The organism is Paenibacillus xylanivorans (assembly GCF_001280595.1).
GTDB classification, from domain to species: domain Bacteria; phylum Bacillota; class Bacilli; order Paenibacillales; family Paenibacillaceae; genus Paenibacillus; species Paenibacillus xylanivorans.
The window spans coordinates 52,784-74,041 of record NZ_LITU01000064.1 but is presented as its reverse complement, the minus strand read 5'-3'; the positions used below and the strand labels follow the sequence as shown (position 1 = coordinate 74,041).

Genomic DNA, 21,258 nt, shown 5'->3' with positions numbered 1-21,258 from the left:
GGGGGGGGGGGGAAGCAATAGAGCCGAGCCATTGAAACTACTGCGCTAAACAGAATATTCCATAAAATAATCACTACCAAACAACGGATGCTAACCACTGTCATTTGGAGGAGAAGACTCCCTACCCCTAAATTTATCGCTGTTAGCTTTTCGTTCTCCCAGATGAGCTAGGTCACTTCCAACTCGTAAATAGGTGGAACTTACGACATCTCAGTTATTTCTTTAAAAACATCTGTGTCTCTAAACAGCAAAAAAACGCTCTGGGAGCGGGTTTACACGATGGATCTGAGCCATGGCTGTACAAAACCATAATCCACCATCAGTAGATTTTCAGAATAAAGCATTTCTATAAGAAACACTTCGTGAATCTATTGACAATGCTCATGATTTCGGAGCTACGGGTATGGATATCTCCGCCCATACCCACGTTACAATCTTTCGCCCTACTTGTGATATGGTTCCCCGCGTTTGATCTTCAACTCTCCTGCCCGTTCGTATTATGAGATCAACCAGTTCTTTCTGGTTGATCCTTTTTTCATTTGCATAGAGGATTAAAGTAGCCTGGTCGAACGTACCTGCCCGTGGGACTTGATCCCGAGAGCTATAATGTTCACCCCTACTTGTCATGACCATGATTGAGGCTGGTTGGGACGTAAGATCCCGTATAACAAGCGATGCTATGGAGCGACAAGAAGATCAACCTTAGGGGATGCCGGTGAATCTACACTTACAAGGGGAGATGAAATGAATCCAGTTATCGGTCTAGATATTTCTAAAGAAGAAAGCCATGGACAAGCCTTTCTAGAGCGCGGAAAGCCATTCCAAGGGATATTCCACTTCGAGTACACTCGAGATGGTTTAGCAAATTTCCTTCAAGTTTTAACAGAAGTTGAATTTGCATCTCAACAACGTCCTTTGCTTATTCTAGAAGCAACCGGTCATTATCAAAGTCCCGTTGTTCAGTTCCTAGAGGAACATCATTATATTTATATTGTTATTAATCCGCTCATCTCAAATCGGCTTAGGAAGTCTCAACTTCGTAAAGTAAAGACGGATGCTGCTGACGCTTACCTATTGGGAGAGCTGTACTACAAAGAAGAATTTGAACCGTTTAAGAAAAGAGGTGTGCAACTTCTCAATCTGCGCTATCTTACAAGACAATATGAGTCTCTTTCAAAGATGTGTGTACAAACTAAACTACAATTCCAAGCTGTTTTAGATCAGGTTTTCCCTGCTTACAAAGGTGTCTTTGGAGCTATGTATTCCGGTATTTCATTACAGTTTTTAAGTGAATTTCCAACCTCATATTCAGTATTACAGACGGATGAAAACACACTCAAATCTAAGATGAAAGAACTGCTTTCTTCAAAACGGGGGCGTTCAGAGGACTGGATTAACCAACGGGTGCAACGGCTGCTAGTTGCGGCAAAACAAAACCCATTTCAGCAAACCATGTATGCAAGCCACTTAATCAATTTGAAAGTCCTTATTACCCTCATTCTTCAGTACCAAGAGCATCTTACTGGATTGGAACAGAACATAGAGCGATGCTTTTCTCTCCGCCTGTTCAATTATTGCAGTATTTCTGCTTTGTTAGTTATCGCCTTTTCCTTGCGTGAAGTAAAAAACAAACGGCACGGGGCTTTCCCATGCCGTTTTGAATTCCATTTTTATTCCCGTTCTTACCTTTGAGCTTAACTTAATGACATTGCCTGTTTGGGTGTCCTTATTGTTTTTCTAAGTTTTGCTTGCTAAGCGACTCTATTCAGCATCATTCTGCTCTTCCAGCCATCTCAAAATCGCTTGGTTTGTTTCTTCCGGCTTTTCTTGCTGGATCCAATGACCGCAATCCAGATTGACCACTTCCGCATTAGGCACGAACTTTGTCAGGTTTTCAGACCTCTGGACCGTATCCCGGTCACCATAGATCATGAGGGTCGGCTGTACCATAAAAATGAAGGGGGTTGCGATTTTGGATGAGCTGTTTCATCCCTTCTTCATTTAGCGATTTGATTTATGCCTCGCATTTAAAACGTTCTGACTTTTGATGAGAATTAAACCCTAAATGATTGAGAAATACAGTAGCTCCTCTCTCCTAAAGATCAGGGAAACAATAGACCCAGATTTATGCAGTACCAAAAATCCTTTTAACGATTCTTTTGTTATTTATATTTCCTTATTCTGTAATATTTTTTTTTTGCAATGTTGAAATTTTAGCCCTTCTTCAGATGAAGCGATCAATATTCCAAGCCTTTTTAATCGTGTTTCTTCTTTCTTGGCGCTCATTACCCACCAGATAGAATCTCTTTTATAGGATGGTGATAAATTAGTGAAGAATAGCCAGGCTGTTTGATTTGCCTTGATTTGTTCTTCATATTCTTTGGCAAGTTCCACGTTTCTTTGTTCAGAGGAATAGCCTTGTGCATCGGTTCTGTTGTTAAAGACGTGCATTCCTTCTGGTCTCATCTTTCCAAGCTGTATTAGTGCTTTTACCTTCTTTACGTTCACAGCACTCCATACACTATTTACTTTGCGCGGAGTAAAGCGAATCTTATAGCTTTGTTTATCAATGGTTTTTCGTATACCGTCAATCCACCCAAAACAAAGAGCGGCATCTACTGATGCAGACCAAGTAAGGCTTGCACGCCCTGTACTTATCCCAAAATAGCCCACCCAAATTTCACTAGCTTCAGCATGATGTTCTTCTAACCAATCGTTAAACTCTTCTTGGTTGTTGAAAAAAACTACATCTCCCATTGTTCCAGCCATTTTAAAATCGCTTGGTTTGTTTCTTCCGGCTTTTCTTGCTGGATCCAATGACCGCAATCCAGATTGACCACTTCCACATTGGGCACGAACTTTGTCAGGTTTTCAGACTTCGCAACCACATCCCGGTCGCCGTAGATCATGAGGGTCGGCTGCTGGATGATTGGGTTCACTTTCGCCAATAAGCGCCAGTTGCGGTCAAGGTTCCTGTACCAATTTATGCTGCCCGTGAACCCTGATGTTTCAAAAGCGGAGACGTAAACGGCCAGCTCGCTTTCGCTCAATACGGGCTCACCGAGCGGTGTTTCTGCTCTGGCGAGATTGATCAACGCCATACCTGGCTCAGGTGCTCTGAGAGGCTCGTTCTTCCGGTACAGGTTGCGAAGGAACCTGTATGTATTGTCTTCGAATACGGCGTCCGCGACGCCTGGCTGTCGATTGAAGTGGACGAAATAGAAATCGCCGCCAAGTATTTCTTCCATGAACTCGATCCAGGGTTTTTCTCCGCGCTCTTGGTAAGGCAAGCTCAGATTTATCACTTTATTGACGCGGTTTGGATGCAACAAAGTCAGTCCCCAAACGACGAATGCACCCCAGTCATGACCGACAAAGGTAGCGTCCTCGTATCCATAGTGATCGAGAAGCGCGATGAGATCACCCGACAAGTGTTCAATGTCATAGTCTGTTACTTCGGTCGGACGGGATGAGTTGCCGTAACCCCGCTGGTTGGGGACGATGACATGGTAGCCCGCTGCGGCAAGTGCGTCCATCTGATGGCGCCAAGAAAAGGCATGCTCTGGCCAGCCGTGGCAGAGTACAATAGGTTTTCCTGCGTTTTCTCGGCCTGCTTCAAACACTTCGAGTTCCACACCGTTGGCTGAAATAAGGGTGGGCTTGGGAAAATCGGTTGGATTAAACATTGAATTAAAACCTCCTTCTTGTGATACTTGTAGTATAATGGATAAAAGGTGACATCTAGGTGTCACCTTTCTGAAATCATGTAAAAAAAGAGGGCAATTATGGACAAAGTGGAGAGACTCATTTCGATTATCATGATATTGCTGAAAAAAGAGGTTGTTTCTACAACGGAATTCTCACAACTATTCAATGTCTCCAAAAGAACGATCCTTCGCGATATGGAAACATTGAGCTTATCGAACATCCCGATCTACTCTGTCAATGGGGTCAAAGGGGGCTACGGCATAATGGATGAATACAAGGTTGATAAACGCCTTTTAAGCAGCTCCGATTTACAGAATATATTAACTGCGCTCGGCGGATTGGAACAAATCCTCCGTACTGAAGAAGTTGAAAGAACGATAAAAAAAATAGAGGCAATGGTTAGTCCATTGTCTCTAAATCGTTCCATTCAACTGTCGTTTTATGATTGGGAAGGTCGGTCCGAGATTCTTGAAACCTTAAAGACATGTCAAGAATCCATTTCAAAAAAGAGGCTGGTTTCGTTTGATTATACAGATAAGGACGGGGCTGTAACGAATAGAATGGTCGAGCCCTATGAGCTGCATTTTAGCGAATCGAGTTGGTACTTGAAAGGATTCTGTTTACATCGACAGGGATATCGAACTTTCAAGTTACCTCGGATCGATCATATTACTATGGATGAACGCGCGTTTCATCCTAGAGACGATTGGTCAGAGCAAGTACACGAAGCAAATTATCTACCTGAATTCGTCACGATTAAGGCATGGATATCGCCTAGCATAAAAGATCAAATCATCGAAAGGTATGGTCGAAGAAGTATTGAAGACCATAGTTCTGGATTTTTATTAGCAACCATTTATGTCCCACAAAATCGTATGGGATTTCAACTTTTAGCAAGCTTCGGCACTCATCTAAAAGTTGTAGAGCCCAAAACCTATGTTGAAGACTTTCGAAATTATTTATATCAAATGATGGAGAACTATTCCTGATATATTTAGCATTAAAGCTTCAACCTTCAACTCAACTTTTCGCCCTATTTATGGTACGGTTCATTCCGATTTATCTTCACTGCTCGGTATATCTGCTCTACCAGCACCAATCGCATAAGCTGGTGTGGCAGGGTCATGCGCCCGAAGCTTAAGCGCTGCTTCGCACGGCGCAGCACCTCATCGGAGAGCCCGTGGCTTCCTCCGATGACAAATACGACATGGCTCGTCCCATAGGTGCCGAGCTTGTCGATCTCCATAGCCAGCTCCTCAGAACTCCAGAGCTGGCCGTCCAATGCGAGCGCGACGACATGCGCCTCGCTCTTCACATGCGCGAGAATGCGTTCTCCCTCGCGCTCCTTCACCGCCCGCACCTCGGCTTCGCTCAGGGTGTCGGGCGCCTTTTCGTCTGCGACCTCGATCATCTGAAACTTGATGTACGGGGCGAGGCGCTTGGCATATTCCTGAATGCCCAGCGTCAAATATTTTTCCTTCAGTTTGCCTACGCCAATAATCTGAATCAACATGAAGATTCATTCCTCCTAATCGCTCTGCGAGATAATCTATAAGTAAGATGCTTCAACGCATCGTTTATTTCAATAATTAAAGCTAACGAACTTCACACACTTTATTCAGCCCCGTTACAGCTCCTTTAAAATCTAAAGAATCTGAGACACCTTATTACAGGCAGAATGAAGTTCCCCCGCCTCGTTCGGGGCCATATAAGTAAAATAGCGTGCCTACGATTCGTTAGACTCAAATAGGCAGAATTCTCCGCCAATAAGAAGTCTCAGGTTCGTTAGAGCTACTTCTCCCTCCAACGCCTACCCTACGCACGTCAGCCCCGACGCCCACGCCCGGGTCCGGGTCCACGTTCACGTTCACGTTCACTAACCCACACCACCCCCCAACAAACACAAAAAGAGCGCTCATCACGCTCTCCTTTGCTTCTTGCTGTGATGTTCATACCGGATGGAAAGCCAGCCAGAAGCACCGATCTAATCGCGCCTGCGGCCGTCCAATTCCTACAGTACGCTAAACGACGAGAAATTCCGCGTGCTGTTCGCACTCGGCGCACTTCGCAGGCGGGTCCCAATCGGCAAATTCCGTCTCCTTCAGATCAACGATATCCGGAGCGTCCTCATACTCATCAACAAACATGTCGATGGCGATGTCCACGTGTTCTTTGCATACAACGTACATCCGTTCAAGCATCCTTTCTGTATCCAGCTATGCTCCCGATTCACAACCGCTTATCCATACAGGATAGCCACTTCTCTGTTCTATCACACCTGCCGCGGAAAAGAAACCCCTACCCACCATTTATCGTGTCCAACTTCCACCAATCCTCTCATTTCTGCACAAACAAAACCAAAAAAGCGTCACTTCTCGACACCCTATTGGCATCCCAAAGTAACACTTCTCTAAATTCCGAATCTATTTCATTCATTCGTTACTATTTAGATTACCGCACACCCGAAATTCATCATATTCGGCCCCATCCTCAACCGATAACAATCTTACTCCAGCCCCGACTGCGCCTTCGTCAGCAGCTTGCCACCCTGGAATGCGATTACTGCATTAGCTCCCGAACTCCCGGTGCCCTTATAGTTATAAACCACCATATTTTCCGCTTCGCTTAATGCCTCGCCTTCACCACCAAGAATATCGATAACTTCGTCAATCGACATGCCGACCTCAAGCTTTTCATACTGGGCAAACGTAATCAGCACCCCATCGCCCTTTCCAGCCGATCCGTTGCTTCCTGAAGCAGCAGACGCTTTACCACCAGCTTCATTCACCGCAATCACGGTGGTACTCAGCTCCTCCAGCTTTTTCTCCAGATCCGCGATCTTCTTATTCTGCTCACTATTCTTCTCACTCTGGTCCGCAAGCTTCTTCTCCAGACCTGTAATCTGCTCCTGTAAACCACTAACATCAGCAGACCCTGATGGGGACACCTCAGAAGTACATGCGGACAAAACAAACAGCGCAGATACTAGACCTGTTCCCCCCAACATGGTTTTCGTCAACCGTTTCATTATTGAATTAACCCCTTCCACTCCAAATTGAGAATACAGATCGACAAACAGATGTTACTCGCACAGCCGCACATCACCAACACATTCCCAACAGTTTACCATAACTGGAACCCTCTATAACAGAGACTTTGGCTCTGGTCCCAACCGATCATTGGGAAATGACAAAATATTCCCTGTAACCTCATGACTTTGGTTTATATGCAAATCAAGATTAGTGCAATAAAAAAGAGCGGATCAACGAGTTGATCGACTCTCTTTTATTACCCTATTTCTGTGTGCCAAGCATATAAAATCCATTCCCTTTACTCCGGTTTATCCGTCAGCTTCACCGACACCTTCTCAGCGTTCCCATCCCGGTAAAAGGTGATTTCAATCGTATCGCCGATCTTCTTCTTATCGTACAGATATTTCCGTAGATCAAGCGTAGAGGTAATTTTTTGCCCATCAAATTCCGTAATGACATCATTCAACTTCATGCCCGCATCGGATGCCGGACCGGAAGCTTCCAGTACAACCACACCGCTGTCCACATGGGAGGGTAGCTTCAGATCCTTGCGTTGCTCGTCATCCAGTGGGGCGTACGGATTACTCAGATCGACTGTATACACGCCCAGATATGGACGAGATACTTTGCCATTCAACAGCAGGGAATCGACCGTTTTCATCACTTCGTTCATCGGAATCGCAAAGCCGAGGCCTTCAACGCCTGTATCCGAGATCTTCATCGTGTTGATGCCGACCAGTTTGCCGTTCAGATCGGCCAGCGCTCCACCACTGTTACCTTCGTTAATCGCCGCATCCGTCTGAATTACGTTTTGTTCCCAATCGTACACACCATCCTGATTAATGGATACCGGCAGGATCCGATCAGTGTAACTGACAATGCCGGATGTCAGCGTGCCGCCCAGGCCGAGCGGATTCCCGATCGCCAGCACCGTTTGTCCTCGCTGAAGTTTGCTGGAATCTCCAAGCTCTGCAGCTGGACCAATGCCCTTATCATCTTGTACGGACAATACTGCAATGTCACTCACCCGGTCTTTGCCCACCAGCTTCGCCTTGTGCGTTTCCCCGTCCACGGTCACAATCTCCAGATCACTCGCACCTTCCACGACGTGATGGTTGGTCATGATGTAGGCTTTGCCATCTTCCTTCTTGAAAATGACCCCTGATCCCAGCGCGGAATCTTCCATCGACAGGCTGCTGCCCGTCTTATGGTTCACGATGCTCACCACGGAAGGGCGAACCTTTGCCGCTGCCTGAATAATCCGGTCATATGGATCAGCCGCCTGCGCTGTCTGTGTACCGCCTCCGCCGTTCCCTGCAGCGTTCGCCAGAGGTAACGCTGAAGGCTGCATGATAAAGCTGAACAGCGTAACGGTCACGATGGAGCTGATTACCGAACTGATCACGGCTACCTTGACCGTGGAGCTAAAGCCCGAGCGTGACTTGCGTGGATTCTGCCAGCGTTCCCGTCCCCTGCCTCCAGGGCGAATGATCTGAAGTTTACCTTTCTGTTCAGGTTCGGCGCGTCTTGATACTTTGGTTGAATAAAAATCGTCTCCAAACAATCCCATCGTGATCCTCTCCCCTTCGTTGTCACGCATCAAGACCCTGACTGCCGCCTGATCGTTGTCGCAAGGCCAACGATGGTGTTCTCACATAGCCCACTCGCCGACAGACGAACACTCCGTTTCTTCAGGTTCCTTCTGCCGTCTCCGTTACGTGAAGACCCCAACGATTTTCCATGCTTTCTTGCAAATTTCTAAAATCGTTTTGCATATCGCTGCCATCCCCCGCTAACTCGAAATGAAGCGTCTATGTACAACAGAACGAATATCCCATTCTGCCAGTGACTCTATCAGAAATGCTCTCGCATTTTATGACATGCCTTTTTGCGCGCAAATCAGCCTCTATTATAAAGCTCCTTATATACTAAACACGCCAAATCTCAAAAAGTTGCATAATTACGAAGATTAACGGAAATTCCCGCTATAACGCGCTTAACAATAAAGGTCCATAGTATCTATCACCACAAAATCCGGTTCGCTAAGCGCAATTTTGCCTATTCCCGCGAACTTTTCTATCTTTTTAAGAAAAAAACTGCCCCTGGTTCAGCATACACGTCCCTTACGTGTAATTATAGCGGCAAAAAGAGGAATTTTTTCCACCAAGCCTGACTACAATAATAGTAAAAGACAATTCGAAGCTTCATAGAAGGAGGATTCACATTATGGATCGCACGCGTACACTCACAGCCATGGATGAAGTTCATATGGCGGCCAAGCTGGCCGATCTCAAGGAAGAACACTACCGTAACACCCTTGCTCTAAGCACGATTATTGAACTGCTCGTCGACAAAGGCATTTTGACCCGCGAGGAAGTGGAGCGCAAAGCTACCGAACTCGACAGCTTTATGGCTCACCCACCCTATCCCATGGCGTAGGCCGGTCGTAATACGTATCACAGAGCTTGAACTCATGATCCCGATAAAAGCACCCACGGCTCTCCATCGCATCACGTACAGTCATTTTCGCCAAATCCATCATATTATGATCCCTGCTCAAATGTGCCAGATACGTGCGCTTGATGCGTCCGTTCATCAATTCACTCAGTGCAGCCCCCGCCGCTTCGTTCGACAAATGGCCAATGTCGCTCAGAATGCGGCGCTTGGTGTTCCATGGATACCGCCCCATGCGCAACAATTCGACATCATGGTTCGCCTCCAGCACGAGTACATCCGAATCCGAGATCGCATCGCGAACCTTGTCGCTCATATACCCGAGATCCGTCGCGACGGAAAGCTTCTCACTGCCATCATCGAACGTGTACCCTACCGGTTCCGCCGCATCATGGGAGATGCCGAAGGATTCCACGCGCAGGGAGCCAAAATCATGCTTTTCACCCGTCTCAAATACCCTCCGGTTTTCCTCTGGAATCGCCCCAACGGACTTCTCCAGTGCCGCCCACGTACTCGTATTTGCATAGATTGGTAAATTATATTTCCGAGACATCGCGCCTAGTCCTTTAATGTGATCGGAATGTTCATGTGTAACCAGAATCCCGTCCAACTCCGTTCCCGAAATCTCCCGTTCCAGGAACAATGCCTCCAGCCGCTTCGCACTGAGACCCGCATCAATCATGAGGGACGTGCCCCCATGCTGTATAACTGTGGCATTGCCTGTCGAACCGCTGGATAACACGGTAAAATAAATCCCCATAACGCATTACTCCCCTGGTTTGTCTGTCTTGGGACTGAATACATCCCCGCTGATGCCCTGCACATACAACACTTCGCCACTTTCCAGCACGAACCGCCATGCCGGCATCGCCACCTGCATATCTGAATTGAACAACTGGCCGTAATAGCCCAACTGAATATCTTTGACAATCGCATCATTTGGCAAAAAGTTCTCGATCAGCGTACCCAGCGCCTTCGACGCCGGAAGCACCTGCTGATCGCTCTCCTCCGCTGTCGTAATCCGCACCGGAGTCTGACGGTAACCCGTAATTTTCTGGTCGCTGTAGAATAGCTCCAGACTAACATTGAAGAGCGGCCATTTGCCATCCACCAACGGATGAAGCACAAATGCCCCATCCTCCGCCATCAGCTGATCCCATCGATACGTACCGATCTGGGGAATCTCGTCCTGCAATGCATCCTCCAGCTCGCTTTGCGAGAAGATCAGCTTGCTGTCCACAGTCTTTTCCAGTTCAACCTCAATGCCTGCCTTGTTATCTTCAATAAACTCATACGACAGCTTCGGTAGCTTCGGCGTCTCATTCGGAATAGGAGCCAGCACCTGAATGCCCTTCTCCTCCATCGCCTGCTGTGTATTATCCGCCAACGAGGTGAAGTCCAGATTGGCTCCGGCCGTCTCCCGCGCATCCATCCAGATCTGGTAACCCAGCACCAGATTGAGCAGCAGGAAGGCATAGATCAACACATTTTTCGCCCGTCCCCAATCCAAAACATTCACCTCCATCATTTGACTTCTTGCAACACTTTCTAAAGTTGCCCAACCTGCCACCGCTACTTACTCTTTTATAGACTTTGAACATAAAGCTTCACGATAACGAAGAGGGCAGAAAAAACCTGGAGAAACGTAGTGCTCGCCTTTATTCTCGGATTTCTCCCTTTAATAAAAGGGTATCAATGAAATCTGGGAATAACAGCGATCGGATGGTTTTTCTGACCGCGGAGTGGATTAGTGTAGCCCACCTTATGTTTAATGACTATAACCCATCAAGAAACGGTGGTTTCCTCCCCGTTTCCAAAACGAATTACCCATACCGGTATCAACTTCAGCCCGTCCTCAATGCTGGATGGACGGTACGCCGGATACACGTCTACAACCTTACGGTTGCTACCCGCCACCTTCTGGATGAGCGCCTTCAGCTTGTCCCCACCCGGCAGGGTGACCGATTTCTTCGTCTCCGCGCCCTCGTTCAGATACTCCAGAGAGCGCTCATAACTGGATACCGTCTCTTGCTGCATCTCCATACTGATCGTGCCGAACCGGAACTGCATCGAGTCCATAATCGGGAAACTGCTGTAATATTGCTGGAACTGAAGCTTTGTTTTGGTATCGGTCGTATCCAGCATCATGCGTGATCGACCTTTCCAGCCGCCATGCTGATTGACAAAATCAACCGCGGACAGCGCATCCTTCGCTGCATCAATCTGTCCCGCAGGCGGTGCCGCCGGGTCTGTGTAGCTAATCCAGCGCTGTTCCTGTTTGACTTGCAGACTGCGTTTGCTATCCGTATAGATCTCCGATCCGTCTTTTTCCCGAATGTTTCGGGTCATGCTTGGATCAAAGAATAGGCTACGCTGCATCTGCTCAACAGTGAACTGACCTGTGGGCACGTCAGCCTCAATCGTTTCCAGGGCTTCTGCCGGGATATAATATCCGCCGTCCATCAGTGTATAAGGTGTCCAGCTGCTGCCGAAGTCGACATGCTGCTGCACGTCCTGTACCGTTAGATCCGCCTGCGTCGCCTCGTAGACCACATCACCTTTGGCGCTGAAGAACAGTGCGTGAGCCTTTGTTTCATTTTTTGCCGTATATATCGAGATCCGGTTGATCGTCTCCCCCTGGAAAAGAGAGTCTGTCCCGAGCCGCATCACACGCTGTAACAACGCTACAGGGATGCCTTCCTTGAACGACAGCTCAAAACCAGGATTCTCCTTACGAATCTGATCCCAGTTGACGGATTGCACGCTACGACGCTGAAAATCATCAAACGTACGCCCCTGCAACCGTGAATAGATCAACTGGTAGAACGTATTGCCCGGATAAAACACCGTATGTTTGTCCTCTCCCAGATGAATAACCATCTGATCAGGGAAAATTAACTCTTCAATATTGCGCTCTTGGCCCATATTCTCGGTCTTCACATAGTTAGTCTCTGACGTCACAATCGAATCGCCCCCACCGGGCAAACGATAGATGAGGAAGTAACTTTGTACCAAACTGGCAACGACGAGGGAAGCAAGCACCAGAGATTTAATCCGCTCTTTCAAGGTGCTCACCTCCTTCCTCACGCATGGGCAGTGTGAACGTTACCGTTGTCCCCACGTCCACCTCGGACTCCAGTGAGATATGACCATCATGGGCCTTCACAATTTCCCGGGCAATGGACAAACCAAGCCCTGTACCGCCCATACTGCGGGAACGAGCCTTGTCTACCCGATAAAACCGTTCAAAAATGCGATCCAGATCCCGCTGCGGTATCCCCATCCCCGTATCCGTAACCGATATGGCGAGAGTATGATCGTTATTGCGTCTGGCTGCAATGGTAATTGTGCCACCTTCGAGCGTGTATTTCAGCGCGTTGGACACGACATTATCGAGCACCTGATCAATTTGGTCCCGATCCAGTGGAACCGCTGGAATACCGTTCTCCACAGAAAGCACCGATTGGATATCCTTCTGATGCATCTGGAACGAAAAACGGTCAGATACTTCTTCCAGCATCTCCATGATGTCCGTTGGCTGTTTACGCAGCAGAGCTTCCTTGGAATCCAGCCGTGACAAGTGCAGTAGATCCGTAACCAACCGAATCATGCGCTCCGTCTCATTCTGAATCACCCCAACAAATCGTCCAGCGAGCTGCGGATCTTCCAGAGCTCCATCATCCAGCGCTTCCGCGTAGCTCTTAATGGTAGTCAGCGGTGTACGTAACTCATGGGAGACATTCGCCACGAATTCACGTCGCGATGCTTCCAGTTCTTCCTGCTCCGTAACGTCTTGAAGCACAGCAATCGTACCCGTAATGCCCAGCTCACGGCGATGAACCGGTGTAAACGTCATGCGAATGACAACAGGATCTTCCTGTCCCGCAGGCGCAATCTGGAGCAGCGTCGAGCCTGTAAAGCCACTGGCTAACGCTTCAGCATCTTCCGGATCGATGCCGAGCAGTACGGCAAAGTGTCGTCCCTCAATGTCCGCCGGACGCATCCCCAGAATGCTGCTGGCACGTCGATTCACCAGAATGACTTTGCCATATTCATCTGTTGCGACCACGCCATCACTCATATTGGTCAGAATGGACGTCAGCTTCTCCTTCTCCTCTTCATTCTGGGAGAGTGCATCCCGCAATCTGCTGGTCATATAGTTGAACGCCCGACTGAGCTGTCCAATCTCATCCGTTCCAAATACAGGAGTCTGTTGATCAAAGTTGCCTTCCGCGACCGCCGTCGCCCTTCGGGTGACTTCCTTGATCGGCTGCGTAATCGTATGTGACAGAATGACACCAAGCACTGCTGTTAATACCAAGGCAATCAGTATGCCGGAGATAAAAATCTTGTTAATGCCCTCCATTGTGGCATATAACTCATTCATCGAGGCGGCGATGTAGACCGCGCCGATAATCTTGCCGCCGGATAGCACCGGCTTAGCAACGACCTTTTTGCGAACATTATCCTCGTCTACGATATATTCCTCATTGTCCCGAATGCCTTGCAGCGCACGGCTGACAACGGTCTGGGTGTTTTTGCGCCCTATATAGTCCGAATGGGAACTTAGCGAGGTGGTCAGCACTTTGCCGCTGGCATCCAGTACCTGAATTTCGGCGCCATTAATGTTGAACAGATTGTTCACCAACACACGCAGATTTTCCGTTTTGTCCTCGCCAGCCTCGGCTTCTCCACCAGCCATCGTCTCTCCCACAAGCACAGACAGCATCTCAGCACGCGCCTGCAAATCCTCAGTGAAGTTGCTGGTCAGCGAGTTCTTCATCGCACTGACGAAATAAACGCCGATCAATTGCATCGCAATCAGAATCAGCAGTACATAGATAATAATCAGTTTCGCCTGTATCGTTCGAAAGAACGAAAATCGCGAGAAACGCCCCATTATATCCCCACGCTTTTAGGACTGCGCACGAGATAACCCAGCCCGCGGCGAGTCAGAATCGTTTCCGGCTTGCTCGGGTTCTCCTCAATCTTCTCACGCAGACGACGAATCGTAACATCCACGGTACGTACATCCCCGAAATATTCATATCCCCATACGGCCTGCAGCAGATGTTCACGGGTCATTACCTTACCGGAATGCTTCGCCATATAATAGAGAAGCTCGTACTCACGGTGGGTCAGATCCAGCGGTTCTCCACCTTTGTAAGCTGTATACATGTCCATATCAAACGCCAGATCAAATAAACGCATGACCTGCTTCTCCTCGTCTTCCGGCGCTTCAGCCGTGGTCGCAGGCTTCTGCCGTCTGCGCATCTGCGCTTTCACCCGCGCGAGCAGCTCGCGCGTACTGAAAGGTTTTGTCACGTAATCATCCGCTCCCAGCTCCAGACCGAGCACCTTGTCGATCTCGCCATCCTTGGCGGTCAGCATAATGATCGGCATCTCCAGATGTGCACGTACCTCGCGGCACACATCCATACCGTCCTTACCCGGCAGCATCAGATCCAGCAGCATCAGATCCGGCTTCTCGGATAACGCCAGTTCAACCGCACGAATGCCATCAAAAGCGCAGATGACCTCGTACCCCTCTTTTTCCAAATTAAACTTCAGAATGTCCGCAATGGGCTGTTCATCGTCCACCACCAAAATCTTCCCCTGCATCGGCTGTCTTCACCCCTATATCCTGCTTGATCCGCCTGAGCGGTCTATCTCTCTTATATTTAGCTTGTATTAAAGCCTCGTTGAACTTATTTCTAGCTCGTTCTTTGACTATGGTCTATATCTGTTGCCTATAGTCTATAGTTTAACATACCTGAAGCACCGTCACATCCCGATCAGGGCCAATGTATACTCCAAACTGAAAAATTTTTACAGCAGCAAAAAACAAGGCCAGCATCATATGCCAACCTTGCTCTGGAATGCAATATAACTAGTTCAAGTATGTCATCGGATTTTCAACCGTTCCATTCTTGATAATCTCAAAATGCAGATGCGTTCCGGTCGAACGGCCCGTGTTGCCCATTACGCCGATGCTCTCCCCTTTTTCGACGACTTGTCCAACCTTGACGCCGATGCTGTTCAAGTGTCCATAAAGCGTTTCGTATCCATTACGATGGTTAATAATAATAACATTGCCATAACCACTTTTCTGTCCTGCAAAAGTAATCACGCCTTCATCAGACGCTTTCACGTCCCGGTTACCAACCAGATCGACACCTTTGTGCTGGCGACCCCAGCGTTGTCCAAAGCTGCTGCTCATCGTAGCGTTGGATACCGGCCAAGCAAATTCGCCTGTACCTTCACCGACCACTTTGGTTCCACTCAGCACCACTTCAGTAACTGCCACCTTAATGACTTCCTGGCCCAGCCATTCCTCCTGAACCACTTCACCATTTTCTTTCGTTATCCGATATTGCATGCTTTTCAGCCCGCTTTGACCAGGACGCACCACTTTCGTTATGCCTGCCTTGAGCTCAGCACTTTTGCGTACTTCCACCTGCGGTTTAATTTCAATCTGTTCAACAACCTGCTCCACCGATTTAACGGTAACCGCTGGTTTTGGCACCGTCAGCGTAAGCTCGTCCCCAATTTGCAGCGACGTTTCCTTGATGCCCGGATTATGTTTGCGGATCTCACTTTGCGTAATATCGTATTTGGCAGCGATGGAAGAGATCGTATCTCCTTCACGCACGACATAGGTTACAGGCGCGTCTTTACCAACGGTTAAAGCTTTAACCGCCTCGGACACATCCCATATTTTGTTTGGATCAGCCTTCACCACATCTGTTGCCACATCTTCCTTGATGCCAACGGACTTCAGCGTAGTACTCGGCCCTTCGGCTTTCTTCGATGAGTTTGCCGATACCGACTTCGTCTTGAGCGAACTGCGCACAGCCGATGCCGATATGTACTTGTTCTGCACTTGTTCGAGAATCGCGTCTGCTGTTGCTTGATCCTTCACAATGCCGATCACTTCACCGTCTACCTTGAGCTCTACACCCTTGGCATAGGCGGTAAGCATGTCTCCGAGCTTGTCCAGCGTCTCATCGCTGTTTACTACGGGTTTATAGGCTTTAATGGTTTCGGTCGTGATGCCGTCTGTGTTCAGCACCATTTCCGCTTCTGGATATTTATTTTGGAATTCCTCAGTTTTGTCTGCAAATAATTTCTGTAATTGCGTTTCATCCGTAATGGTGCCAATTTCATTCCCTTTAACCATCACTTTATAATATGGAACGGTGTTTGCAGCAACGTATTGTTTGCCTGCGAATCCGATCGATGCAGCGATGAATAAACCGCATGCTGCTGTAATGATCCATTTGCGCGAGGCCAGAACGCGCCTTTTGTTACCACTGAAGTTGGACATGCTCATGTTGTTTTTGTCTTCGGCCGTCCGGTGTTCTCCGGATTGTTCGTGTTCCCGGTTCTTGCCCGGTTGGCGTATGCCTCTGAAACCTTTCATGATTCTCTCCTTTTCAGCACTTCTCAGTTCGCATTTCTGTCAAGACATCACCCATTGTGTCTGTCCCATGCTTGTCGATATTTGTATTCGGGTGTCCGCAAATCCGGACTTTAGCTGCGCTCGTAAAAGTGTCAAAATTTTAACCTTTTATCACACCCGTATACTTTAACACAGGTTTTACACTCATTTCAACTGTACACGTCATAGCGCAAAGCCGCGCCACGCTTGGTTTTCCTGTATTATCCATAAGATGGCAGGTCAGTATTGTTCCTCATAATGCCTCTACTTCAGGTATACTATGTACTTTTGGTCATTTTTTAAGACTAGGTTCTAAGACCCACTGTAATGTGATTTCTTTTTCATAAAAATACAAGTTGAAAATCCCTCGCCAAATCATCTCTGGTAAGGGATTTCATGAAATTCATGCTATAGGATGCCTCAAATTGGCAGGATTGTATGCTAACCAATTTCTGCTTTTATTTTATCGCCCAAATTGCCGGAATTAATAAATCTTTTCTAAATTAACCGCTCAGAATTCGATCTTTCGATCCCCTTTTTGAATATTCAGCAAAGGGTCTCGGATTTACGGATTTTCCCCTATATGAACTTGGTTTATTCCGCCTGAAGGACTTCCATCAGGTTATCGTATTCTTCACTGGTCAGATACTTGGAGATTACCTGCTCAATATCGCGCAGCTCCTGCTCAGTCAAGCCACCTTCCATAGCGCCTGAGATTTGTTGCATTTCTTTCTGAGGCAGCTTATTCATCAGCAGACTGAAAATCTTTTCTTTTTCCTCCAACGGTAGCTTGTCCTTTTTGCCTGTGATGTCATCCGGAGATACTACAATCTCATCATTCCCTGAAGAAGCCGTACCATTGGAACTCGTACCTGTTCCATTGCCCGATGCTGTACTGTTGCCAGGTGTTGTCCCAGATTCGGTGCCCGCATTTGTGCCAGCATCTGCGTCTGTCCCCGCGACTGAGCTCCCCCCTGAGCTGTTGCCAGTATTGGCGCCTGTTTCTCCGCTTTCTGTTCCATTGCCCATGACAGATATCGCATCTTCTGGAACGTGTTCCTCCTCCGCTCCTGCTGGCTGATCTGTCGTACCTGTTCCCGGCTTCTTCTCTTCACCGGACTTACCTCCCAGTGCACCCTGAAACATGGCCGTTAAGCCCATGGGTTGGCCTTCCCACTGAATATTGAAACTCGCCAGCAGCGATTTTACATAAGACTGAACGATTAATCCGGTTGTCAGCAGGGTCAGTGAACTGACCAGCATCACGGTAAGCAATATTTTAATGAACCATTGAAGCAACTTCATTCCCGTTCTCTCCCTCCGTTTTCCGACCCCATATCACATTCGATGTTCAGGATCTATGAGTCTACTGTTAACCAGTATTGACGGAAATTCGGGGATTATATCAGGGAGGCGTGCGAAAAACCCCAGCCATCGCTATTTAAGCGATAACTGGGGCTCTATGATGCCTGTATAGGCATATCATTTGGATAAACGTTTAACTTAGTATTGCCGGGTTAACCTAGCTGCTTATTCGTAGATAGGAAGAACCTGATTCGTTTGCTCACGATTCCGGCCTACGGAGAAGATGGCAATTGGAATGCCAGTCAGTTCGGAAACACGTTTCACATAATTCTGTGTGTTCAGAGGCAGATCTTCCAGCTTCTTCGCTGCAGTGATATCTTCGCTCCAGCCTGGAAGCTCTTCGTATACCGCTTCGCATTCTGCCAACATTTTCAGGCTTGCCGGATAGTGAGTGATGACCTCGCCGCGGAATTTGTATCCTGTGCAGATTTTCACCGTTTCCAGACCTGTCATTACATCCAGGGAATTCAGGGAAAGACCTGTAATCCCACTAACACGACGTGCGTGACGAACAACGACACTGTCGAACCAACCAACACGACGTGGACGTCCCGTTACCGTACCGTACTCATGACCCGTCTCACGGATTTGGTCACCAATCGCATCATGCAGTTCTGTCGGGAAAGGACCATCTCCTACACGTGTTGTATAGGCTTTAGCCACACCGATAACCTGCTGAATACGAGCTGGGCCAACGCCAGAACCGATACATACGCCGCCTGCAGACGGATTGGATGAAGTAACAAATGGATAAGTTCCTTGATCAAGATCCAACATAACGCCTTGTGCGCCTTCGAACAATACTTTTTTGTCCTCATCGATGTATTCGTTGAGCACAACTGATGTATCACGCACATAATGACGCAGGATTTCTGCATATCCCAGGTAATCTTTCAGAATTTCTTCTACATCTACAGGCTCGCCGCCATAGACTTGCTCGATTACACGATTCTTTTCTTTGACCAAATGACGCAGTTTCAGTTCGAACTCTTCCGCATCAAGAAGATCAACCATACGAATACCGATACGGGCTGATTTGTCCATGTAACATGGACCAATTCCCTTGCCAGTTGTACCGATTTTGTTCGGGCCTTTGCTCTCTTCCTCCAATGCATCCAATACCATGTGATAAGGCAGGATGATGTGTGCGCGTTCGCTGATGGACAGGTTTTTCGTCGTAAAGTCATTGTCATGAATATAGTTAATTTCTTCGATGAGTGCCTTCGGGTTGATAACCATACCGTTACCAATTACACATGCTTTATCCGTATAGAAGATACCCGATGGAATCATCGTCAATTTATATTTTTTGTTATCAATCAGAATCGTGTGTCCTGCATTGTTACCGCCTTGGTAACGAGCAACCACGTCTGCGGATTCCGCCAAATAATCCGTAATCTTGCCTTTACCTTCGTCTCCCCATTGCGTTCCCACTACAACTACCGTTGACATAGTACATACCTCCGTGGGTGCCTTGCGCACCTTTGTATTGGTCTGTCCGTCCTCTATCTCGGCAGGAATTTGAAGTGAAATTACCAGCGGAGAAGCGTGCTAACGGACAGTGAAAATCCCCCTCGGTTTACATCCAAGGGAAGGTTTTCGCTGCTTTAACGCAGCAGTACTAGTGTACCAGTCCCTTTTTTCAAAGTCAAATCAAATGGCGAACAATTAGATATAGTCAAACTCTAATGTTCGGAATTGACTCAATATTCCGACGCAAAAAACCGGCGAAGCCAGTCAAATCTTGCTTGACGGCTAACCCCGGTTATACGCTACGTAATCCAATCCGACGCTAAATGTCGTATTCACAACGTATTTATGAGTTCATATGATCTAATGGTTGATGTCGGGGACAGACGAATTCGCTTCCTTATCGAAGCAGCCTGTACCTGTCCCCTACATGGCAAAGGCATCATTATGTGCCCGCTCGTAGTTAACGAATTTATTAAAGTTTTTCAGGAACACCAGTTCCACCGTACCTACTGGACCATTACGCTGTTTGGCGATAATAATCTCGATAATGTTTTTCTTCTCGGTCTCCTGGTTATAGTAGTCATCCCGGTACAGGAACGCTACGATGTCAGCATCTTGCTCGATCGAACCCGATTCCCGCAAGTCACTCATCATCGGACGTTTATCCTGACGTTGCTCTACACCCCGGCTGAGCTGAGACAAGGCAATAACCGGAACTTCCAATTCCCGGCCAATCTGTTTTAGTGTACGTGAGATCTCAGATACCTCTTGTTGACGGTTCTCCCCGGCTTTACCACGTCCACTAATCAGTTGAAGGTAGTCGATCAGAATCATGCCAAGGCCTTTCTCTTTCTTGAGACGACGGCATTTGGCACGAATATCAGCTACTGTGATTCCTGGCGTATCATCAATATAGATGTTTGCTTCGTTCAAGGCAGCAATGCCCATCGTCAGCTTCTGCCAATCTTCATCACCTTTGAAGTCACCCATACGCATGACACTCGCATCCAGATTGGCTTCTGCACAGATCATACGCTGAACGAGCTGCGCGGCCGACATCTCCAGACTGAATATCGCAACCGTCTCCTGCGCCCGAATCGCTACGTTCTGAGCAATATTCAGGGCGAAGGCGGTCTTCCCTACAGATGGACGTGCCGCTACAATGATCAAGTCACTCCGCTGGAACCCGGCGGTCATCTTGTCCAGATCAATGAACCCGGACGGAATGCCCGTTGTTGTGCCCTTGTTCTGATGCAGCGTCTCCACACGATCGAATACTTCCATCAGTACATCCTGAATAGCTATAAAACCGCTACTAGAACGTCGATTTGAAATTTCCAGAATACGCCGCTCTGCTTCTCCAAGCATAGCTGCGACATCCTCGCCGCCCGTGTATCCTTCACTCACGATCTGGGTAGCTGTACGAATCAGGCGACGCAGCATGGATTTCTCTTCGATAATCTGCGCGTAATAATCCACGTTCGCGGCAGTCGGAACACCATGAGCCAGCTTGGCCAGATAACTGACGCCGCCGATGTCCTCGAGCTCGCCTTTATCCTTCAGCAGCGAAGTCAGTGTCACGAGGTCAATCGGTTGATTTCCCTCGCCAAGCTGGATCATCGCTTCAAATATTAATTGATGGGGTTTATCATAGAAATCCTCGGTTTGCACCCGTTCCATCGCTGTAATCAGGGCTTCGCCCTGCAACAGGATTGCACCCAGCACGGCCTGTTCGGCTTCCAGGTTCTGTGGGGGAATCCGGTCGAATAACATTTCGCCGCCCAT

20 protein-coding genes are annotated in these 21,258 nt (G+C 47.9%); 3 read left to right on the top strand and 17 right to left on the bottom strand.

Annotation, left to right across the window (positions count from 1 at the left end; all coding sequences use genetic code 11):
• The first annotated feature begins 744 nt into the window (after positions 1 to 744).
• Entirely contained in the window at positions 745 to 1,692 is a 948-nt protein-coding gene (locus tag AMS66_RS17280; RefSeq protein ID WP_236703473.1) for an IS110 family transposase, read from the top strand.
• A 69-nt stretch (positions 1,693 to 1,761) separates the two neighbouring features.
• Here AMS66_RS17280 and AMS66_RS17275 read toward each other — a convergent pair whose 3' ends face one another.
• The 3 genes from AMS66_RS17275 to AMS66_RS17265 form a co-directional block, all read right to left on the bottom strand.
• Entirely contained in the window at positions 1,762 to 1,950 is a 189-nt protein-coding gene (locus AMS66_RS17275; RefSeq protein WP_053781983.1) for an alpha/beta fold hydrolase, read from the bottom strand.
• Between the two features lie 216 nt (positions 1,951 to 2,166).
• Entirely contained in the window at positions 2,167 to 2,769 is a 603-nt protein-coding gene (locus AMS66_RS17270; RefSeq protein WP_236703472.1) for a YdeI/OmpD-associated family protein, read from the bottom strand.
• Positions 2,745 to 3,686: an alpha/beta fold hydrolase gene (locus AMS66_RS17265; protein ID WP_053781982.1), complete on the bottom strand. Its 942-nt coding sequence runs from the start codon at positions 3,684 to 3,686 to the stop codon at positions 2,745 to 2,747. The genes AMS66_RS17270 and AMS66_RS17265 overlap by 25 nt, the downstream gene beginning before the upstream one ends.
• A 99-nt stretch (positions 3,687 to 3,785) precedes the next feature.
• Between AMS66_RS17265 and AMS66_RS17260 the strand changes: the two genes are divergently transcribed.
• Complete coding sequence (locus tag AMS66_RS17260; protein WP_053781981.1) at positions 3,786 to 4,697, top strand: helix-turn-helix transcriptional regulator; 912 nt, start codon at positions 3,786 to 3,788, stop codon at positions 4,695 to 4,697.
• Between the two features lie 44 nt (positions 4,698 to 4,741).
• Here the strand turns inward: AMS66_RS17260 and rlmH are convergent, their stop codons facing one another.
• The 5 genes from rlmH to AMS66_RS17245 all read right to left on the bottom strand — a co-directional run bounded on the left by rlmH (position 4,742) and on the right by AMS66_RS17245 (position 8,310).
• The gene (gene rlmH / locus AMS66_RS17255; RefSeq protein ID WP_053781980.1) at positions 4,742 to 5,221 is read right to left on the bottom strand and encodes a 23S rRNA (pseudouridine(1915)-N(3))-methyltransferase RlmH; all 480 of its coding nucleotides are present in this window, start codon (positions 5,219 to 5,221) and stop codon (positions 4,742 to 4,744) included.
• Positions 5,222 to 5,450: 229 nt separating this feature from the next.
• Positions 5,451 to 5,627 (bottom strand): hypothetical protein, encoded by a 177-nt coding sequence (locus AMS66_RS32745; protein WP_160319696.1) that lies wholly within the window; start codon positions 5,625 to 5,627, stop codon positions 5,451 to 5,453.
• A gap of 102 nt (positions 5,628 to 5,729) precedes the next feature.
• Positions 5,730 to 5,897 carry a CxxH/CxxC protein gene (locus AMS66_RS31805; RefSeq protein WP_017691462.1) on the bottom strand — a complete coding sequence of 56 codons (168 nt, stop codon included), beginning with the start codon at positions 5,895 to 5,897 and terminating at the stop codon, positions 5,730 to 5,732.
• 317 nt (positions 5,898 to 6,214) lie between these two features.
• A complete protein-coding gene (locus AMS66_RS33800) occupies positions 6,215 to 6,736 on the bottom strand; it encodes a hypothetical protein (RefSeq protein WP_236703471.1) in 522 nt (173 codons plus the stop codon).
• 302 nt (positions 6,737 to 7,038) lie between these two features.
• A complete protein-coding gene (locus AMS66_RS17245) occupies positions 7,039 to 8,310 on the bottom strand; it encodes a S1C family serine protease (protein ID WP_053781979.1) in 1,272 nt (423 codons plus the stop codon).
• Positions 8,311 to 8,966: 656 nt separating this feature from the next.
• Between AMS66_RS17245 and AMS66_RS17240 the strand changes: the two genes are divergently transcribed.
• On the top strand, positions 8,967 to 9,179 hold the full coding sequence (locus AMS66_RS17240; protein ID WP_053781978.1) for a hypothetical protein: 213 nt from the start codon (positions 8,967 to 8,969) through the stop codon (positions 9,177 to 9,179).
• Here AMS66_RS17240 and AMS66_RS17235 read toward each other — a convergent pair.
• The 9 genes from AMS66_RS17235 to dnaB all read right to left on the bottom strand — a co-directional run bounded on the left by AMS66_RS17235 (position 9,148) and on the right by dnaB (position 21,258).
• Entirely contained in the window at positions 9,148 to 9,954 is an 807-nt protein-coding gene (locus AMS66_RS17235; RefSeq protein ID WP_053781977.1) for an MBL fold metallo-hydrolase, read from the bottom strand. The genes AMS66_RS17240 and AMS66_RS17235 overlap by 32 nt on opposite strands.
• A gap of 6 nt (positions 9,955 to 9,960) precedes the next feature.
• Positions 9,961 to 10,704 carry a two-component system regulatory protein YycI gene (yycI, locus tag AMS66_RS17230; protein WP_053782008.1) on the bottom strand — a complete coding sequence of 248 codons (744 nt, stop codon included), beginning with the start codon at positions 10,702 to 10,704 and terminating at the stop codon, positions 9,961 to 9,963.
• 275 nt (positions 10,705 to 10,979) lie between these two features.
• Positions 10,980 to 12,260 (bottom strand): YycH family regulatory protein, encoded by a 1,281-nt coding sequence (locus AMS66_RS17225; protein WP_053781976.1) that lies wholly within the window; start codon positions 12,258 to 12,260, stop codon positions 10,980 to 10,982.
• On the bottom strand, positions 12,244 to 14,094 hold the full coding sequence (gene walK / locus AMS66_RS17220; protein ID WP_053781975.1) for a cell wall metabolism sensor histidine kinase WalK: 1,851 nt from the start codon (positions 14,092 to 14,094) through the stop codon (positions 12,244 to 12,246). Before walK ends, AMS66_RS17225 begins: the two co-directional genes overlap by 17 nt.
• The gene (gene yycF / locus AMS66_RS17215; RefSeq protein WP_053781974.1) at positions 14,094 to 14,816 is read right to left on the bottom strand and encodes a response regulator YycF; all 723 of its coding nucleotides are present in this window, start codon (positions 14,814 to 14,816) and stop codon (positions 14,094 to 14,096) included. Before yycF ends, walK begins: the two co-directional genes overlap by 1 nt.
• A 268-nt stretch (positions 14,817 to 15,084) precedes the next feature.
• The gene (locus AMS66_RS17210) at positions 15,085 to 16,617 is read right to left on the bottom strand and encodes a peptidoglycan DD-metalloendopeptidase family protein (protein ID WP_053781973.1); all 1,533 of its coding nucleotides are present in this window, start codon (positions 16,615 to 16,617) and stop codon (positions 15,085 to 15,087) included.
• Between the two features lie 612 nt (positions 16,618 to 17,229).
• Positions 17,230 to 17,940: a hypothetical protein gene (locus AMS66_RS17205; protein WP_053781972.1), complete on the bottom strand. Its 711-nt coding sequence runs from the start codon at positions 17,938 to 17,940 to the stop codon at positions 17,230 to 17,232.
• Positions 17,941 to 18,165: 225 nt separating this feature from the next.
• Positions 18,166 to 19,452, bottom strand: coding sequence for an adenylosuccinate synthase (locus AMS66_RS17200; RefSeq protein WP_053781971.1), 1,287 nt, complete (start codon positions 19,450 to 19,452; stop codon positions 18,166 to 18,168).
• Between the two features lie 444 nt (positions 19,453 to 19,896).
• Complete coding sequence (dnaB, locus tag AMS66_RS17195; RefSeq protein WP_053781970.1) at positions 19,897 to 21,258, bottom strand: replicative DNA helicase; 1,362 nt, start codon at positions 21,256 to 21,258, stop codon at positions 19,897 to 19,899.

Coding starts and splice junctions, on each gene's coding strand:
- AMS66_RS17280 (WP_236703473.1), top strand. CDS start 745: ATGAATCCAGTTATCGGTCTAGATATTTCTAAAGAAGAAAGCCATGGA.
- AMS66_RS17275 (WP_053781983.1), bottom strand. CDS start 1,950: ATGGTACAGCCGACCCTCATGATCTATGGTGACCGGGATACGGTCCAG.
- AMS66_RS17270 (WP_236703472.1), bottom strand. CDS start 2,769: ATGGCTGGAACAATGGGAGATGTAGTTTTTTTCAACAACCAAGAAGAG.
- AMS66_RS17265 (WP_053781982.1), bottom strand. CDS start 3,686: ATGTTTAATCCAACCGATTTTCCCAAGCCCACCCTTATTTCAGCCAAC.
- AMS66_RS17260 (WP_053781981.1), top strand. CDS start 3,786: ATGGACAAAGTGGAGAGACTCATTTCGATTATCATGATATTGCTGAAA.
- rlmH (WP_053781980.1), bottom strand. CDS start 5,221: ATGTTGATTCAGATTATTGGCGTAGGCAAACTGAAGGAAAAATATTTG.
- AMS66_RS32745 (WP_160319696.1), bottom strand. CDS start 5,627: ATGAGCGCTCTTTTTGTGTTTGTTGGGGGGTGGTGTGGGTTAGTGAAC.
- AMS66_RS31805 (WP_017691462.1), bottom strand. CDS start 5,897: ATGTACGTTGTATGCAAAGAACACGTGGACATCGCCATCGACATGTTT.
- AMS66_RS33800 (WP_236703471.1), bottom strand. CDS start 6,736: ATGAAACGGTTGACGAAAACCATGTTGGGGGGAACAGGTCTAGTATCT.
- AMS66_RS17245 (WP_053781979.1), bottom strand. CDS start 8,310: ATGGGATTGTTTGGAGACGATTTTTATTCAACCAAAGTATCAAGACGC.
- AMS66_RS17240 (WP_053781978.1), top strand. CDS start 8,967: ATGGATCGCACGCGTACACTCACAGCCATGGATGAAGTTCATATGGCG.
- AMS66_RS17235 (WP_053781977.1), bottom strand. CDS start 9,954: ATGGGGATTTATTTTACCGTGTTATCCAGCGGTTCGACAGGCAATGCC.
- walK (WP_053781975.1), bottom strand. CDS start 14,094: ATGGGGCGTTTCTCGCGATTTTCGTTCTTTCGAACGATACAGGCGAAA.
- yycF (WP_053781974.1), bottom strand. CDS start 14,816: ATGCAGGGGAAGATTTTGGTGGTGGACGATGAACAGCCCATTGCGGAC.
- AMS66_RS17210 (WP_053781973.1), bottom strand. CDS start 16,617: ATGAAAGGTTTCAGAGGCATACGCCAACCGGGCAAGAACCGGGAACAC.
- AMS66_RS17205 (WP_053781972.1), bottom strand. CDS start 17,940: ATGAAGTTGCTTCAATGGTTCATTAAAATATTGCTTACCGTGATGCTG.
- AMS66_RS17200 (WP_053781971.1), bottom strand. CDS start 19,452: ATGTCAACGGTAGTTGTAGTGGGAACGCAATGGGGAGACGAAGGTAAA.
- dnaB (WP_053781970.1), bottom strand. CDS start 21,258: ATGGGCGGCGAAATGTTATTCGACCGGATTCCCCCACAGAACCTGGAA.